Genomic DNA, 16475 nt, shown 5'->3' with positions numbered 1-16475 from the left:
TCGTCCGGGCCCTTCGGAAAGCCTGCGCGAATCAGTCCGCGAGGTTGACCGTACGCGCCGAGGTGGCGCCGATCTCCTCGGAGATCTCGGCCAGCACCGGCGTGGCGATGGTGTCGTCCACCGTCAGCGCGACCAGCGCCTCGCCGCCCACGTCGGCACGGGAGACCTGCATGCCGGCGATGTTGATGCCCGCCTCGCCCAGGATGCGGCCGAGGGTGCCGACCACGCCGGGACGGTCGCTGTAGCGCAGGAACGCCATGTGGTCCGCCAGCGCCAGGTCGATGCTGTGGTCACCCACGGACACGATCTTCTGCTGGTGCTTGTGACCGGCCAGCGTGCCGGAGACGGAGATCTCCTGGCCGTCGGCGAGGGTGCCGCGCACGGTGACGACGTTCCGGTGCTCCGGCGACTCGCTGCTGGTGGTGAGGCGTACCTCGACGCCGCGCTCCTGCGCGAACAGCGGCGCGTTGACGTACGAGACCGTCTCGTCCACGACGTCCTCGAAGACGCCCTTGAGCGCGGAGAGCTCCAGCACCTTCACGTCGTGCTGGGTGATCTCGCCGTACACCTCGACGTCCAGGCGGACCGCGACCTCGCCCGCGAGCGCGGTGAAGATCCGGCCCAGCTTCTCGGCCAGCGGCAGGCCCGGCTTCACGTCCTCGGCGATCACGCCGCCCTGGACGTTGACCGCGTCCGGGACCAGCTCGCCGGCGAGCGCCAGGCGCACCGAGCGGGCCACCGCGATACCGGCCTTCTCCTGGGCCTCACCGGTCGAGGCGCCCAGGTGCGGGGTGCACACGACCTGGTCGAACTCGAAGAGCGGGGAGTCGGTGCAGGGCTCCTGCGCGTAGACGTCCAGGCCGGCGCCGGCGACCCGGCCCTCCTTGAGCGCGGAGGCGAGCGCGGCCTCGTCGACGATGCCGCCGCGGGCGGCGTTGACGATGCGGACGGACGGCTTGACCTTGTGCAGCGCCTCGTCGCCGATGAGGCCGACGGTCTCCGGGGTCTTGGGGAGGTGGACGGTGATGAAGTCCGAGACCTCGAGCAGCTCGTCCAGGGAGAGCAGCTTGACGCCCATCTGGGCGGCGCGGGCCGGCTGGACGTACGGGTCGTACGCGACGACCTTCATGCCGAAGGCGGACATGCGCTGGGCGACCAGGACGCCGATGCGGCCGAGGCCGACGACGCCGAGGGTCTTCTCCGCCAGCTCCACGCCGGTGTACTTGCTGCGCTTCCACTCGCCGTTCTTCAGCGCGGCGTTCGCCTGCGGGATGTTCCGCGCGGTGGCGACCAGCAGGCCGCAGGCCAGCTCGGCGGCGGTGACGATGTTGGAGGTCGGTGCGTTGACGACCATCACGCCGGCCTTGGTGGCGGCGGAGACGTCGACGTTGTCCAGACCCACACCCGCGCGGGCGACGACCTTGAGCTTCTTGGCGGCGGCGATGGCCTCGGCGTCGACCTTGGTCGCGGAGCGCACCAGGATGGCGTCGACATCGGCGATGGCGGGAATCAGCTCGGCGCGGTCCGCGCCGTTGCAGTGCCGGATCTCGAAGTCCGGACCGAGCGCGTCGACGGTCGCGGGCGACAGCTCTTCGGCGATGAGTACGACAGGTTTGCTGGCAGGAGCAGTGCTCACGTGGTCTTCAGTCCTCACTAATCCTTCGCGGACGGCCGTCCCGACGGCCGAAGGCGGTGAAGGGGGCAGCCGCGTGGAAGACGCACGACGTTGTGAGCCTGACGCGCTTGTGGTCAGCAGTGTAGTGGCGTTTCAGGGCTCTTCCTTCTCCGGTGCGGAAGGATCACCCGTGCGTGGTTCTACGCAGTGGACAAGGTAGTGGGGGAAGGGGCCGTACCGGTGCGGTACGGCCCCTTCCGTCCGAGGCTTACGCCTCCTCGTCCACCCAGCTCATCAGGCCACGCAGCTTCTTGCCGGTGGTCTCCAGGAGGTGGTCGGCGTCGGCCTTCTTGTACTCGTTGTACTTCGGCAGGCCGGCCTCGTACTCCTTCATCCAGGTGTTGGCGAAGGTGCCGTCCTGGATCTCCGCGAGGACCTTCTTCATCTCGGCCTTGGTCGCGTCGTTGACGATGCGCGGGCCGGTGACGTAGTCGCCCCACTCGGCGGTCTCGGAGATCGACCAGCGCATCTTCTCCAGGCCGCCCTCGTACATGAGGTCCACGATCAGCTTCAGCTCGTGGAGGCACTCGAAGTACGCGATCTCGGGCTGGTAGCCCGCCTCGACCAGGGTCTCGAAGCCGGCCTTGACCAGGGCGGCGGTGCCGCCGCAGAGCACGGCCTGCTCGCCGAACAGGTCGGTCTCGGTCTCCTCGGTGAAGGTCGTCTTGATGACGCCGGCGCGGGTGCCGCCGATGCCCTTGGCGTACGAGAGGGCGAGCGCGAAGGCGTTGCCGGAGGCGTCCTGCTCGACGGCGGCGATGCAGGGCACGCCGCGGCCTTCCTCGTACTGGCGGCGGACCAGGTGGCCCGGGCCCTTCGGGGCGACCATGCAGACGTCGACGTTGGCCGGGGGCTTGATGAAGCCGTAGCGGATGTTGAGGCCGTGCCCGAAGAACAGCGCGTCGCCGTCCTTCAGGTTGTCCTTCACGGACTCCTCGTAGACCTTGGCCTGGATCGGGTCCGGCACCAGGATCATGATGACGTCGGCCTCGGCCGCCGCCTCGGAGGGGCTCACCACGCGCAGGCCCTGCTCCTCGGCCTTCGCCTTGGACTTGGAGCCCTCGTGCAGGCCGACGCGCACGTCGACGCCCGAGTCGCGCAGCGACAGCGCGTGGGCGTGGCCCTGGCTGCCGTAGCCGAGAACCGCGACCTTACGGCCCTGGATGATGGACAGGTCGGCGTCGTCGTCGTAGAACAGCTCGGCCACTTGGGGTCTCTCCTTGGTACTAGCTGGTGCCCACAGACTATGCCGGGGCTCGGGGATGAAAGCTCAGGGTCTCGCCATGCGGGCAGGGGCCGCAGGTGAGGGGGTGCGTTCCGGCCGTGCGGGGCGCGGCCGGGGTACGCGTCGGTCAGGCGGAGCGCTCCAGGGCCCGCAGCGAGCGGTCCGTGATGGACCGGGCGCCGCGCCCTATGGCGATCGTGCCGGACTGGACCAGCTCCTTGATGCCGAACGGCTCGAGCATCTTGAGCATGGCTTCCAGCTTGTCGGCGCCGCCGGTGGCTTCGATGGTGACGGCCTCCGGCGAGACGTCCACGGTCTTGGCGCGGAAGAGCTGGACGATCTCGACGATCTGGGAGCGCGTCTCGTTGTCCGCGCGGACCTTGACGAGGACCAGTTCGCGGTGGATGGCCGAGGACGGCTCCAGCTCGACGATCTTCAGGACGTTGACCAGCTTGTTCAGCTGCTTGGTGACCTGCTCCAGCGGGAGCGACTCGACATTCACGACGATGGTGATGCGTGAGATGTCGGGGTGCTCCGTGACACCGACGGCGAGTGAGTCGATGTTGAAGCCGCGGCGGGAGAACAGCGCGGCGATCCTGGCCAGGATACCCGGCGTGTTCTCCACCAGGACGGAGAGCGTGTGCTTGGTCATGGGCTTGCGTCTCTTCTCTTCTGTCCCGGCCGGTCAGTCTTCTTCGTTGTCGCCGAAGTCGGGGCGGACCCCGCGGGCGGCCATGACTTCGTCGTTGGAGGTGCCGGCGGCGACCATCGGCCAGACCATGGCGTCCTCGTGGACGATGAAGTCGACGACGACGGGGCGGTCGTTGATGGCGTTGGCCTTGGCGATGACGGCGTCGAGCTCGGCGGGGTCCTCGCAGCGCATCGCGACGCAGCCCATGGCTTCGGAGAGCTTGACGAAGTCGGGGCAGCGGGTGCCGGTGTTCGGGACGGGTTCGTCGTCCGGGCCGCGGTGCAGGACGGTGTTGCTGTAGCGCTGGTTGTAGAAGAGGGTCTGCCACTGGCGGACCATGCCGAGCGCGCCGTTGTTGATGATGGCGACCTTGATGGGGATGTTGTTCATCGCGCAGGTGACCAGTTCCTGGTTGGTCATCTGGAAGCAGCCGTCGCCGTCGATGGCCCACACCGGGCGGTCGGGCTGGCCGGCCTTGGCGCCCATGGCGGCCGGGACGGCGTAGCCCATGGTTCCGGCGCCGCCGGAGTTCAGCCAGGTGGCGGGCTTCTCGTAGTCGATGAAGTGGGCGGCCCACATCTGGTGCTGGCCGACGCCGGCCGCGTAGATGGTGTCGTCGGGTGCGAGCTGGCCGATGCGCTGGATGACCTGCTGCGGGGAGAGGGTGCCGTCCTCGGGCAGGTCGTAGCCGAGGGGGTACCGCTCGCGCCAGCGGTTGAGGTCCTTCCACCAGGCGGTGTAGTCGCCGGTGCGGCCGGCTTCGTGCTCGGCCTGGACGGCCACGATCAGGTCGGCGATGACCTCGCGGGCGTCGCCGACGATGGGCACGTCGGCCGCGCGGTTCTTGCCGATCTCGGCGGGGTCGATGTCCGCGTGCACGATCTTGGCGTACGGCGCGAAGCTGTCGAGTTTGCCGGTGACGCGGTCGTCGAAGCGGGCGCCCAGGGCGACGATGAGGTCGGCCTTCTGGAGCGAGGTGACCGCGGCGACGGAGCCGTGCATGCCGGGCATGCCCAGGTGCTGCGGGTGGGTGTCGGGGAAGGAGCCCAGCGCCATCAGGGTGGTGGTGACGGGGGCGCCGGTCAGCTCGGCGAGGACCTTGAGCTCGGCGGTGGCGCCGGCTTTCATCACGCCGCCGCCGACGTAGAGCACCGGGCGCTTGGCCTCGGTGATCATCCGGGCGGCCTCGCGGATCTGCTTGGCGTGCGGCTTAGTGACGGGGCGGTAGCCGGGCAGGTCCAGCTGCGGCGGCCAGGAGAACACCGTCTTCGCCTGCATGGCGTCCTTGGCGATGTCGACCAGGACGGGGCCCGGGCGGCCGGTGGAGGCGATGTGGAAAGCCTCGGCGATGGTGCGGGGGATGTCGGCGGGGTCGGTCACCAGGAAGTTGTGCTTGGTGATCGGCATGGTGATGCCGCAGATGTCCGCCTCCTGGAAGGCGTCCGTGCCGATCGCGGCGGAGGCGACCTGGCCGGTGATCGCGACCAGCGGGACGGAGTCCATGTGCGCGTCGGCGATCGGGGTGACCAGGTTGGTGGCGCCGGGGCCCGAGGTGGCCATGCAGACGCCGACCTTGCCGGTGGCCTGCGCGTATCCGGTGGCCGCGTGGCCGGCGCCCTGCTCGTGGCGGACGAGGACGTGGCGGACCTTGGAGGAGTCCATCATCGGGTCGTACGCCGGGAGGATCGCACCGCCGGGGAGACCGAATACGGTGTCGGCCCCGACCTCCTCGAGAGAACGAATGAGGGACTGCGCGCCCGTGACGTGCTCGACGGTGGCGGGCTGCTGCGCTCCGCCGGTACGGGCCCGCGGCTGCGGATGGTGGGCCCCGGAGGCCTGCTCGGTCATCTGCGTCTCTTCTCGGAGGTGAGGGTTTTGATGGGGTTTGGCGGTGCTGGTGCAACAAAAAACCCCTCGTGCCGGTAGGCAAGCGAGGGGAGCGCGTCGGTGCGGTGCGCCGGGCTACTTCATGGCCCGGCCTTAGCCGACGCGCTGTCCAAGTACGAGAATTCGGGTGCGCATGGCTCCGACCTTCCCCCCGGCGCACCTGGAGTGTCAAGTGGGTGGGACGGAGGTCTCACTATTTGAGCGCAACGGGGGATGGCTGATCGCGTCCGGTCCGGCCGGCACGTCCCCCGGGCCGAGCCGCCGGGGCAGCTCTCCGAGCCGTGCGGGGCCGCCCGGCTCCAGGGGTCCGCCGGCCCGCCGGGCGGTCGGCACGGTGCTGCTCAGGACCATCTCGCGGCTCTCGGGCAGTAAGCCGGGGACGGGGTACGAGCCGATGGTCAGCGCGCGGCGCAGCCGGTGCTCGTCGAGCGGCCCGGAGAACGCCATGCCCTGGCCGTGCGTGCAGCCCATGGCGCGCAGTGCGGTGATCTGTTCGGGGCGGTCGACGCCGTCGGCGACGGACTGCAGTCCGAGGTCGCCGGCGATGCGCAGCAGCCCGGCGGTGATCTTGTGCAGCCGGGCGGATTCCACCACTCCGTCGACCAGGCCGCGGTCCAGCCGCAGTACGTCGATCGGGAGCCGGCGCAGGGCGCTGATGGCGGCGTATCCGCTGCCGAAGCCGTCGAGGGCGATGCGTACGCCCAGCCGGCGCAGGGCCGCCAGCCGGCGCTCCAGCTCCTCCAGGGGGACCCGTGGGTCGCTGTCGGACAGTTCCAGCAGGAGTGCGCCGGAGGGCAGTCCGTGCCGGGCGAGCAGCGTCTCGATGCTCCGGGGCGGCAGCTTGCGGTCGAGCAGCCGCCGGGCGGAGAGCCGGACGGCGACGCAGACCGGGTGGCCTGCATGGTGCCGCCGCGCGGCCTGCTCGACCGCCTCCTCCAGCTGCCAGCGGCCCAGCTCGGCGGTGCGTTCGCCGTCGTCGTCGGCGGCCGCCCGGCCGCCCTCACCGACGCGCATGAACTCGGCGGGGGTGAAGAGGATTCCCTGCGCGGAGCGCCAGCGGGCCTGAGCGGCGACCGCCGTGATCCGGCCACTGGCGAGCTCGACGACGGGCTGGTGGAGCAGCGCGAATTCGCCGTCGTGCAGGGCGGTGCGGAGTTTCGTGGCCAGTTCGGAGCGGCGTACCACGTCGGCCTGCATCTGGGGTGCGTACAGCTCCACGCGGCCCTTACCGGCCTGCTTGGCGCGGTACATGGCGAGGTCGGCGTTGCGCATGAGGGTGGCCGGGGTGACGCCGGGCTCGGCGAAGGCGACGCCGATGCTGGCGGCGACCCGGACTTCCTGGCCGTCGATGCGGTACGGCTCGGACAGCCGGACGCGGAGCCGGTCGGCGATCTCGTGGACGCGGAACTCGCGGCTGGTGAGGTCGCGGGTGCCGTCGCCCATGATGAGCGCGGCGAATTCGTCGCCGCCCAGGCGTGCGGCGATGTCCCCGGCGCGTACGGATTCGGCCAGCCGGCGCGCGGCCTGGATCAGCAGCTCGTCCCCGGCCTGGTGCCCGATGGTGTCGTTGACCTGCTTGAAGCCGTCCAGGTCGATGTAGAGCACGGCGGTGTCGTGGTCGGAGGAGCGGCGTCCGCTGACGGCCTGGCTGACGCGCTCGGTGAACAGGGCGCGGTTCGGCAGGTCGGTGAGGGCGTCGTGGGAGGCGTTGTGCTGGAGCTGGGCCTGGAGGCGGACCCGTTCGGTGACGTCGCGGGAGTTGAAGATCAGGCCGCCTTCGTGGCGGTTGACCGTGGACTCGACGTTCAGCCATTCCTCGCCGCCGGGGCGGCCGCTGCCGGCCCGGAAGCGGCACTCGATGCGGGTGGTGGGCTCCTCCTCGGGGTCGGCGGCGAGGAACCGCCGTACCTCGTGCACCACGCGGCCGAGGTCCTCGGGGTGGATGAGGGAGGCCAGTTCGGAGCCGACGAGGTCGTCGGCGTCGCGGCCGTAGACGCCGGAGGCGGCGGGGCTGACGTAGCGCAGCACGCCGGTCGGTGCGGCGATCATGATGACGTCGCTGGAGCCCTGTACGAGGGAGCGGAAGTGGTTCTCCTTCTGGGCCAGCTCCCGGGTCAGGGTGATGTTGTCCACGAGCATGATCCCCTGGCGGACGACCAGGGCGAGCACGACCGTACAGCCGGTGAAGAGCACGACGTGGTCGATGCGGCGGCCGTCCAGGACGTTCAGCAGGATGCCGAGGGTGCAGACCGCCGCGGCCAGGTACGGGGTGAGCGCGGCCAGCGACCCGGCGATCGGGCGGGGGCCTGCGGGCACGGCGGTGCGCCGGGTGGCGCGGGTGAAGCCCTCTCCCGGGGTCTCGGCGCCGTTGCGCGCGGCGACCCAGGGGGCGTACGCCAGGAGCATGGAGCCGGCGAACCAGCCGGCGTCCAGGATCTGCCCGGAGCGGTAGTGCTCGCGCAGCAGCGGTGAGGTGAAGAGCGCGTCGCACAGGACGGTCAGCGCGAGGGCCGCGATGGCGGTGTTGATGGCCGAGCGGTGGGCAGAGGAGCGCTTGAAGTGCAGCGCCAGGACCATGCTGACCAGGACGATGTCCAGCAGCGGGTAGGCGAGCGACAGGGCGCTCTGGGAGACGGTCTGGCCCTGGAAGTGGGTGGTGTGGGCGAGCGCCAGGCTCCAGGAGAGCGTGAGCAGCGAGCCGCCGATGAGCCAGGCGTCCAGCGCGAGGCAGACCCAGCCGGCCCGGGTCACCGGGCGCTTGGCGAGCACCAGGAGTCCGACGATGGCGGGCGGCGCGAAGAGCAGGAAGCAGAAGTCGGCCGCCGAGGGGCTGGGTACGGGTGCCTGGAGGACGACCTCGTACCATCCCCAGACGCCGTTGCCGAGGCCGGCCATGGCGGAGGAGACGGCGAAGAGCAGCCAGGCGGGTCGAAAGCGGCTCTGGTGCCTGCGGGCGTACAGCACGCAGGAGACCGCGGCCGTCAGGGCCGCCGCGCTGAGCCCGAAGTCACCCATGATCAGGGCCAGTTTCTCCGAGCCCCAGCCGAACGCGGCGCCCGTGGCGTATCCGCCGCAGACGACGGCGAGCAGGATCTGCGGGAGACTGTTCGCCGAGCGCGGCCCGGCCGGCTGGGCGAGCACGGCACCGGAGGCGGTCACCGGGCTCTCCCCCGGGCGGTCCAGCGGCGTGGTCGTGGCGGGCGCGGCGCGCGCCGCGTCCGTATCGCCGTGGGAACGCGCGGAACGCGCGTGTGGTCAGCGGTCCTCGTCTCGGTGGTGCATCGGCCGTACATCGCCCGTCGCCCCCCTCGGTTCCGGTCGTTCGCCGCGCGCCGCCACGTCCCGGCGCCGGTCCCCGTTCGGGACGATACACCAGTTCCGTCACACAGGGACATAGTCGCTCTACGGAGCGTGACTGGCTGCGGATTCGGGGTACAGCTTGCAGTCGTACGACTCCGTAGAGCGACGGTCAACCCGTCAGCCCGCGGTGGTGATGACGTTCTTCAGGGGCTCGCCGGCCGCGAAGAGTTGCAGTTGATCACGGAGAAGCCGCTTCGCGCGGGGCAGGAACGCACTACTGGGGCCACCGACGTGCGGAGTGATGAGCACGCCGGGAGCGTGCCACAGGGGGTGAGTGGCAGGCAGCGGTTCCGGGTCGGTTACATCGAGTGCTGCCCGGAGCCGTCCCGACTCCAGTTCGGCGAGGAGCGCCTTGGTGTCGACGACACCCCCGCGCGCGATGTTCACGAGGAGTGCGCCGTCCTTCATCCGGGCCAGGAAATCGGCTCCGACCAGGCCACGCGTGTCGTCGGTGAGCGGCGTCGCCATGATCACGACGTCTGCCCGGGGCAACAGGGCGGGCAACTCCGCGAGTGGATGCACAGGACCGCGCACGGTGTCACGAGCGGTGCGCGCAATGCGCGCCACCCGCGCACACTCAAACGGCGTGAGCCGGTCCTCGATGGCACTTCCGATCGAACCGTAACCCACAATGAGGACGGACTTGTCGGCGAGCGAGTCGCGGAAGCCCTGCTGCCACTCCCCCGCGTCCTGGGCTCGGACGAACGCGGGGATGTCGCGGAGCGCGGCGAGGATGAGCGTGAGCGCCAGCTCGGCGGTGCTCGCGTCGTGCAGCCCGCGGGCGTTGCACAGCTGGGCGCCGGCCGGCAGCTGCGGCACGGCGGGCAGCATGTGCTCGATGCCGGCGGTGAGGGTCTGTACGACGCGTACGTGCGTCATCTCCGGCAGCGGCCGCAGGACCTGCTCCGGGGGCTTCATGTAGGGGACGGCGTAAAAGGCGCAGCGGGCGGGATCGGCGGGGTATTCGGGGCCGGCGTCCCACTGGACGTAGGAGAGGCCTTCAGGCAGTCCCTCGATGTCGGCGGCGGGGAAGGGGAGCCAGATATCGGTGGCGCGGGTGGTGTCTGCGGAAGCCATGGCCCGAGGCTATGCGAAGAGTGCCCCTCATCAGACGTTAGTTTGGTCAGCGCCCTTGACCGGGGCGAGGGGACGGAGGCACGACCAGGTGGAGCGCAGGACAATCGGTGCGGCAGCGCTCGAAGTGGGCGCAATCGGGCTCGGCTGCATGCCGATGAGCTGGGGGTACACCGCGTCGCAGCAGAACGGGGAGAGCTCGGTGCGGACCGTGCACGCCGCGCTCGACCGGGGCTGCACCCTCCTGGACACCGCCGACATGTACGGGCCGTTCACCAATGAGCTGCTGGTGGGCCGGGCGTTGAAGCAGCGCCGTGCGCAGGCCTTCGTCTCGACCAAGGTCGGGCTGCTGGTCGGCGAGCAGCACATCGTCGCCAACGGCCGCCCCGGGTACGTGAAGCGGGCCTGCGACGCCTCGCTGCGCCGGCTCCAGACCGACCACATCGACCTCTACCAGCTGCACCGCGCGGACCCCGAAGTGCCGGTGGAGGAGACCTGGGGCGCGATGGCGGAGCTGGTGGCGGCCGGGAAGGTACGGGCGCTGGGGCTGTGCGCGGTCGGCGCGCGGGCCCCCCGGCGCCGCGGCGCCCGTATGCACGACGCCACGCTGCGCCAACTGGAGCGCATCCAGCAGGTGTTCCCCGTCAGCAGCGTGGAGGCGGAGCTGTCGGTGTGGTCGCCGGAGGCGCTGGAGGCGTTGCTGCCGTGGTGCGAGACGCGCGGCGTGGGCTTCCTCGCCGCGATGCCGCTGGGCAACGGCTATCTGACCGGCACGCTGACGCCGGGCCAGGGCTTCGAGCCGGAGGACCTGCGGGCCCGGCACCCGCGCTTCACGGCGGAGATGATGGCCGCCAACCAGCCGGTGGTGGCCGGGCTGCGCCGGGTGGGCGCGCGGCACGGGGTCACGCCGGGGCAGGTCGCGCTGGCCTGGGTACTGGCCCAGGGCCGCCACGTGGTCCCCATACCGGGCACGAAGAAGGAACGCTGGGCCACCCAGAACGCCAAGGCCGCCACGGTGCGGCTCACCCGCCACGACCTCGCAGAGATCGCCGCCCTGCCGCCGGCCCGGGGGTCGTGGGACTGAGGGGCGCGCGTACGGGGGGGGGCGGGGATGGCCTTACGGGGCGAGAGGCACGGGTACGGGGCGAGGGAGCACGCGGACTAGGGCGGGGCGCGCGCCTTCGGGGCGAATCGAACGCACTCTTCCCCCCGGCCGGGGGTTACCCGGGAACCGGGCTCGGCGAACCGATCGCGGCGAGCCGACCGCGGAAACGGGCCCGGGGGCCGGCCGCGGGACCGGACGCGGGATCCGGGCGCGGCCCCGTCGTCGGAACGGCCGGGCGGTTGTCGCTGGTGTGTGGTGTGCTGGGGGCGCCCGTCGACGAGAGGACGCCTGCCGTGCCACGCCGTACCGCGACCGCCGCGCTGACCGCCGCCGCCCTGCTCCTGGCCGCCGGCTGCTCCTCCGGTGACGACGCCCCCGGCCCGGCGGAAACGTCCACCGGGCCGTCGCGCGGCGCTTCCGCCTCGGCGTCGCCGCACGGCACCCCCTCGGCCGCCCCCGCCAAGGGCTCGGTGAAGGTCGTCGACACCCTCACCACCGGCCTCGACTCCCCCTGGGGCGTGGCCGTGCTCCCCGGCGGGGACCTGCTCGTCGCCTCCCGGGACACCGGGGAGATCCTCAAGGTGGACGCCGGCAGCGGCAGGAAGACCGAGCTGGGCTCGGTGCCCGGCGTGGCAGCCGACGGCGAGGGCGGGCTGCTGGGCCTCGCCGTGGCCAGTACGTTCGGCGCCGACCACCTGGTCTATGCGTACTTCACCACCGCGTCCGACAACCGCATCGCGCGCATGACCTACGACGACAAGCGCCCGGCCGGCGACCAACTGGGCGCGCCCGACACGGTGTTCAAGGGCATCCCCAAGGGCCACATCCACAACGGCGGGCGGATCGCGTTCGGCCCGGACAAGATGCTGTACGCCGGCACGGGCGAGACCGGCGACGGCGACCAGGCGCAGGACAAGGACTCGCTGGGCGGCAAGATCCTGCGGATGACGCCGGACGGCGAGCCGGTGCACGGCAACCCCTCGGCCGACTCCGTCGTCTACTCCTACGGCCACCGCAACGTCCAGGGCCTGGCCTGGGACGCCGAGGACCGGCTGTGGGCGTCGGAATTCGGCCAGAACACCTGGGACGAGCTGAACCTCATCCGGCCGGGCGGGAACTACGGCTGGCCCGACGCCGAGGGCCGGAGCGGCGGGAAGTCCTCGTTCGTGCAGCCGGTCGAGCAGTGGCGGACGGCGGACGCCTCGCCCAGCGGCATCGCGTACGCCAAGGGGTCGGTGTGGATGGCCGGGCTGCGCGGCGAGCGGCTGTGGCGCATCCCGCTGCGCGGCACCGAGCCGGTCGCGAAGCCGCAGGCGTTCCTGGCGGGGAAGTACGGGCGGCTGCGGACGGTCGTGCCCACCGGGGACGGCGGGCTCTGGCTGGTGACCAGCGAGACGGACAAGCGGGGCACACCGGAAAAGGGCGACGACCGGATTCTGCGGCTGAAGATCACATGATGTCCTTTTTGCGGCGGGCGTGCCTACACTGACCGCAGTGAGCAGGGACGCCACGCCAGGGGGTCGCGATGTTCAACCTCGCCGAAGAGCTCTTCGCGCCGGGCCGCAAGCACACCGAGGACGAGCGGCAGAAGCTCTCCCTCATGGTCGTCGACGCCGGTGACTCCGATCCGGGCCGGGGCCCGATCGACCTCGCCTCCGGGCGGGTCGTCGTGCGCGTGCCGCGTCCGGCGGCCTGACCGGCCGCCGGCTCAGGCCGGCCCGGCGTCGGGGAACAGCCGCAGCCGGTGCGCCAGTGCGCCCGCCTCGCCGCGCCCCGAGACGCCGAGCTTCGCCAGGATGTTGGAGACGTGCACGCTCGCGGTCTTGGGTGAGATGAAGAGCGCGTCGGCTATCTGGCGGTTGCTGCGGCCCGCCGCGACCAGCCGCAGCACGTCCCGCTCCCGCGGTGTGAGCCCCAGTGAGTCGGCGGTGGCCCCGCCGTCGGCCGCCCCGGCGGGCCCGGCCGCCCGCTCCCCCGCCACGCCGGACGACGGGCCGGAGGACGCCGCGGACGACGCGGCGGGCGGTGCGGCGGACGAGGCGGGCGCCGGTACGACGGGCGGCACGGCGGACATGTCGCCGGGTCTTCCGGATCTTCGTCCGGGACGCCGCTCCCCGGAGCGCCGCTCCAGGCCCCGATCCCCCTCGGGTACCGCGGCCGTCGTGCGTGCCGCTGCCGCGCCGGTCACCGCCGCCGGTACAGCGCCCGCCGTGATCGCCGGCCGCCGCGCCCCCTCGGTCCCGGTCCGCCGCCGTACCGCTCCGGTGTCCGGTGCCGGTGCGGTGTCTGTCCCGCTCGTGCCCTCGTCATCGGTTTCGGGCAGGGTGAGCCGGGCCCGTACGGCGAGCTGGTCGATCTCGACGGTCAGCGGGTCGGCGCCCATCCACCGGGCCGCGGCGCGCGCGTCGGCGAGCAGGGCCGTGGCCGCCTCGCGCGGGCCGCGGGCCATCGGGCCGTCGGACAGCAGCGCCTCGGCCCAGCGGAGGCACGCCCAGGCGAGTTCGTACGGCCGCTCGACCCGGCGGAGCGCGGCGACCGCCTCGGCCCAGCGGTCCGGCGCCGGGCGGCCCCCGGCCCGGCACAGCTCGGCCTCGGTCAGCTTGCCGTAGGCCTGCCACACCGGGACCGGCCGGGGCAGCGTCTTCACCACCTCGGCCAGCCGGGCGAGCAGCGCGTCCCGGCCCTCGGCCGCGGCGGGCAGTCCCCGGGCGTCGGCCTCCGCCGCCGCGGCCCGCCACAGCAGCGGCCAGCCGAGGCTGTAGGTGTCGGCCGGGAAGCCGGCCGACAGCAGTGGCTCCAGTACCTCCCTGGCCGCGACGACGCCCTCCCGCCGGACGGCGATCCCGTACGCGAAGCGGGCCATGGGGAGGGTGTACTGCGGCTGGTTCTCATAGCTGCCGAAGTGGCGGCGGGCCTGGGACAGTTCCTCCGCGGCCGCGTCGACGTCGCCGCGGCGCAGGGCGAGGTCGGCGTGGCGGGAGGCGGCCAGCGCCCGGGTGCGGCTGCTCAGGGCGAGCCGCCGGCAGGCCGCGGCCGCCTCCGCCGACTCCGCCCAGCGGCCGAGGGAGAGCAGGCTCTCGGCGAGGTTGCCGTACACCCAGCTGCGGGAGTCCTTCAGGCCGAAGTGGTCGGTCATGGCGAGTCCGCGCTCGGTGACCGTCACCGCCTCCCGGGACCTGCCGACGGTCTCCAGACAGGAGGGGAGGTTGGTGAAGCCGCGCGCGACGACGGCGGAGAAGCCGCGCTCCAGCGCCCGGTCCAGCGCCTCGCGCAGTCCGGCCAGGCCGCCGTCCGCGTCGCCGGAGAAGACCTGGAGGCCGTGCAGCGTGATGCGGGCGTTCAGCTCGACCTCCTCCTCGCCGACCAGCCGGGCCAGTTCGACGGCCCGCTCGGCGGCGGTGAAGGAGTCCGGGCCCGGTTCGTGCAGCGCGCCCCAGGCGGCGGCCTGGGCCAGCACGGCGGCGTGCACCGGGGACGGCGGCAGGCCGCGCACCAGTTCCTGGGCGGCCCGCAGGTCGTCCCAGCCGTCGCCGCGGCCCGTGCCCTGCACCAGCCGGGAGCGCTGGGTGAGGAACCACGCCTCGCGCAGCGGGTCGTGCTCGCCGGCGAGGGTGCGGAGCGCGCGCTTGGCGACGGTGTAGGCGCGCTCGCGGTCGCCGGAGAGCCGGGCCGCGACCACGATCTCGGCGAGCAGGTCGAGGTAGCGCAGCGCGTCGTCGTCGCAGCCGCTGGCCGGGTACGCCTCGGCGCAGTCCACCGGGCGGACCGCGAGCCGGACGTCCTTGGGGACCTCGTCCCACAGCTCCAGTGCCCGGTCCAGCAGCCGCAGCTGCTCGGCGTGCGCATGCCGGCGGCGGGCCGTGACCGAGGCGGTGAGCACGGCGGGCAGTGCCTTGGCGGCGTCCCGTGCGTGGTACCAGTAACTCGCCAGGCGGGGTGCGCAGGCCTCGGCGCGTACCAGGCCGGGGTCGGCCTCCAGGGCTTCGGCGTACCGGCGGTTGAGGCGGGTGCGCTCGCCGGGGAGGAGGTCGTCCAGGACGGCTTCGCGGACCAGTGCGTGCCGGAAGCGGTAGCCCGTGCCGTCGCTGGTGGGTACGAGGGTGTTGCTGCCGACGGCGCCCCGCAGGGCCTCGATGAGGTCGTCCTCGGGCAGGCCGGCGACGGCGGAGAGGAGGTCGTGCTCGACGGTGGAGCCGCCGACGGCAGCGGTGCGGACGACCCGCTGGGTGTGCTCCGGGAGTGCCTCGACGCGCACCAGGAGGAGGTCGCGGAGCGAGTCGCTGAGGCCGGGGAGGGTGCCGTCGTGGATGCTGCAGGCCAGCTCCTCGACGAAGAAGGCGTTGCCCTCGGAGCGCTCGAAGACCCGTGCCACGAGGGCTTCTTCGGGTGCGCTGCCGGTGATGCCGGCCATCTGGGAGCGGACCTCGTCGCGGTTGAACCGGGCCAGCTCGGCGCGGCGGACCGTGCGCATCCGGTCGATCTCGGCGAGGAAGGGGCGGAGCGGGTGACGGCGGTGGACGTCGTCGGAGCGGTACGTGGCGACGAGCACGATGGCCGCGTCGTGCAGGGTGTGCAGGAGGTAGCCGAGGAGTTCGCGGGTGGAGCGGTCGGCCCAGTGCAGGTCCTCGACGACGATGACGAGGCTGCGGTCGCGGGCCAGCCGCTCCAGGAGCCGGGCCGTCAGCTCGAAAAGGCGGGCGCGGCCGTGCTCGTCGTCCCGGGACTCGCCGGGCGCCTCGGCCAGTTCGGGCAGGATGCGGGCCAGTTCGCCCTCCTGTCCGGCGACGGCGGCGGCCAGCTCCTCGGGCAGGCGGGCGTGGAGGGTGCGCAGGATGGCGGAGAACGGGGCGAAGGGCAGGCCCTCGGAGCCGATCTCGATGCAGCCGCCGACGGCGACGAGCGCGCCGGCGGCCCGGGCGGCCGCGGCGAACTCCTCGATGAGCCGGGTCTTGCCGACGCCCGCCTCGCCGCCGATGAGCAGCGCCTGGGGCTCGCCCGTGGTCGCCGTGCGCGTCAGCGCGTCGCCCAGCAGGCCCAACTCTCCGCTGCGGCCGACGAACACACGACTGACGGACTTGATCTCCACGTCGCAGAGCATGGCACAAGGGTCCGACAGACCGGCACCGAGTTTCCGGGGCACCGGGCGGCCCGCCGGGCGGGTCCTCAGGCCGCTGCCCGGCGGCGGGTGCGCAGGCTTCGGCCCCGCTTGCGGCTCACCCGCCCTTCGGTCCCGTGCTCGGCGGACCGGGCGGCGCGGCGGCCGGCCGCGGCCTCGCGGGCCAGCCGGTCGAGGTCGGCCTCGCGGCGCAGTTCTTCGTGGCGGACGCGGTGCTGGAGTTCGTAGTAGTACACGGTTCCCCCTGGGACGGCCGCGGGAGCGGGTCCCGCGGCGGCTGGCGTGATGTCGTCAGCCTCGCCGCCTCAGAGGGGGTGCCGCATCGGGCAACTTCCCGATCTC

At 72.5% G+C, this 16475-nt stretch carries 11 protein-coding genes; 3 read left to right on the top strand and 8 right to left on the bottom strand.

The features are described from left to right. Positions 1-31: 31 nt before the first annotated feature. The 6 genes from serA to C3486_RS13960 form a co-directional block, all read right to left on the bottom strand. The gene (gene serA / locus C3486_RS13985) at positions 32-1636 is read right to left on the bottom strand and encodes a phosphoglycerate dehydrogenase (protein WP_103832995.1); all 1605 of its coding nucleotides are present in this window, start codon (positions 1634-1636) and stop codon (positions 32-34) included. A 247-nt stretch (positions 1637-1883) separates the two neighbouring features. Then, a complete protein-coding gene (ilvC, locus tag C3486_RS13980) occupies positions 1884-2882 on the bottom strand; it encodes a ketol-acid reductoisomerase (RefSeq protein ID WP_103832994.1) in 999 nt (332 codons plus the stop codon). 145 nt (positions 2883-3027) lie between these two features. Beyond that, positions 3028-3552 (bottom strand): acetolactate synthase small subunit, encoded by a 525-nt coding sequence (gene ilvN, locus C3486_RS13975; RefSeq protein WP_103832993.1) that lies wholly within the window; start codon positions 3550-3552, stop codon positions 3028-3030. 33 nt (positions 3553-3585) lie between these two features. After that, positions 3586-5439: an acetolactate synthase large subunit gene (locus C3486_RS13970; protein WP_103832992.1), complete on the bottom strand. Its 1854-nt coding sequence runs from the start codon at positions 5437-5439 to the stop codon at positions 3586-3588. Between the two features lie 207 nt (positions 5440-5646). Continuing rightward, entirely contained in the window at positions 5647-8637 is a 2991-nt protein-coding gene (locus C3486_RS13965) for a bifunctional diguanylate cyclase/phosphodiesterase (protein WP_103832991.1), read from the bottom strand. A gap of 318 nt (positions 8638-8955) precedes the next feature. Beyond that, positions 8956-9915, bottom strand: a complete 960-nt coding sequence (locus C3486_RS13960) for a 2-hydroxyacid dehydrogenase (protein WP_103832990.1) — start codon at positions 9913-9915, stop codon at positions 8956-8958. Between the two features lie 88 nt (positions 9916-10003). Between C3486_RS13960 and C3486_RS13955 the strand changes: the two genes are divergently transcribed. The 3 genes from C3486_RS13955 (at position 10004) to C3486_RS37260 (ending at position 12713) form a co-directional block, all read left to right on the top strand. Continuing rightward, the gene (locus C3486_RS13955) at positions 10004-10996 is read left to right on the top strand and encodes an aldo/keto reductase (protein ID WP_181138541.1); all 993 of its coding nucleotides are present in this window, start codon (positions 10004-10006) and stop codon (positions 10994-10996) included. A gap of 314 nt (positions 10997-11310) precedes the next feature. Further along, on the top strand, positions 11311-12474 hold the full coding sequence (locus C3486_RS13950; protein ID WP_103832988.1) for a sorbosone dehydrogenase family protein: 1164 nt from the start codon (positions 11311-11313) through the stop codon (positions 12472-12474). Between the two features lie 68 nt (positions 12475-12542). Next, entirely contained in the window at positions 12543-12713 is a 171-nt protein-coding gene (locus tag C3486_RS37260; RefSeq protein ID WP_181138540.1) for a DUF6191 domain-containing protein, read from the top strand. A gap of 12 nt (positions 12714-12725) precedes the next feature. On the opposite strand, the gene C3486_RS13940 is transcribed toward C3486_RS37260, so the two are convergent. Continuing rightward, complete coding sequence (locus C3486_RS13940; protein ID WP_258052763.1) at positions 12726-16115, bottom strand: LuxR family transcriptional regulator; 3390 nt, start codon at positions 16113-16115, stop codon at positions 12726-12728. A 65-nt stretch (positions 16116-16180) separates the two neighbouring features. After that, a complete protein-coding gene (locus C3486_RS13935) occupies positions 16181-16369 on the bottom strand; it encodes a hypothetical protein (RefSeq protein WP_103832987.1) in 189 nt (62 codons plus the stop codon). Positions 16370-16475 lie beyond the last annotated feature (106 nt).

Origin of the sequence: Streptomyces sp. Ru73 (assembly GCF_002920575.1) — a bacterium.
Taxonomy (GTDB): Bacteria; Actinomycetota; Actinomycetes; order Streptomycetales; family Streptomycetaceae; genus Streptomyces.
Note: the sequence above shows the minus strand (reverse complement) of the source record. Positions and strands in the feature narration are given on the sequence as shown.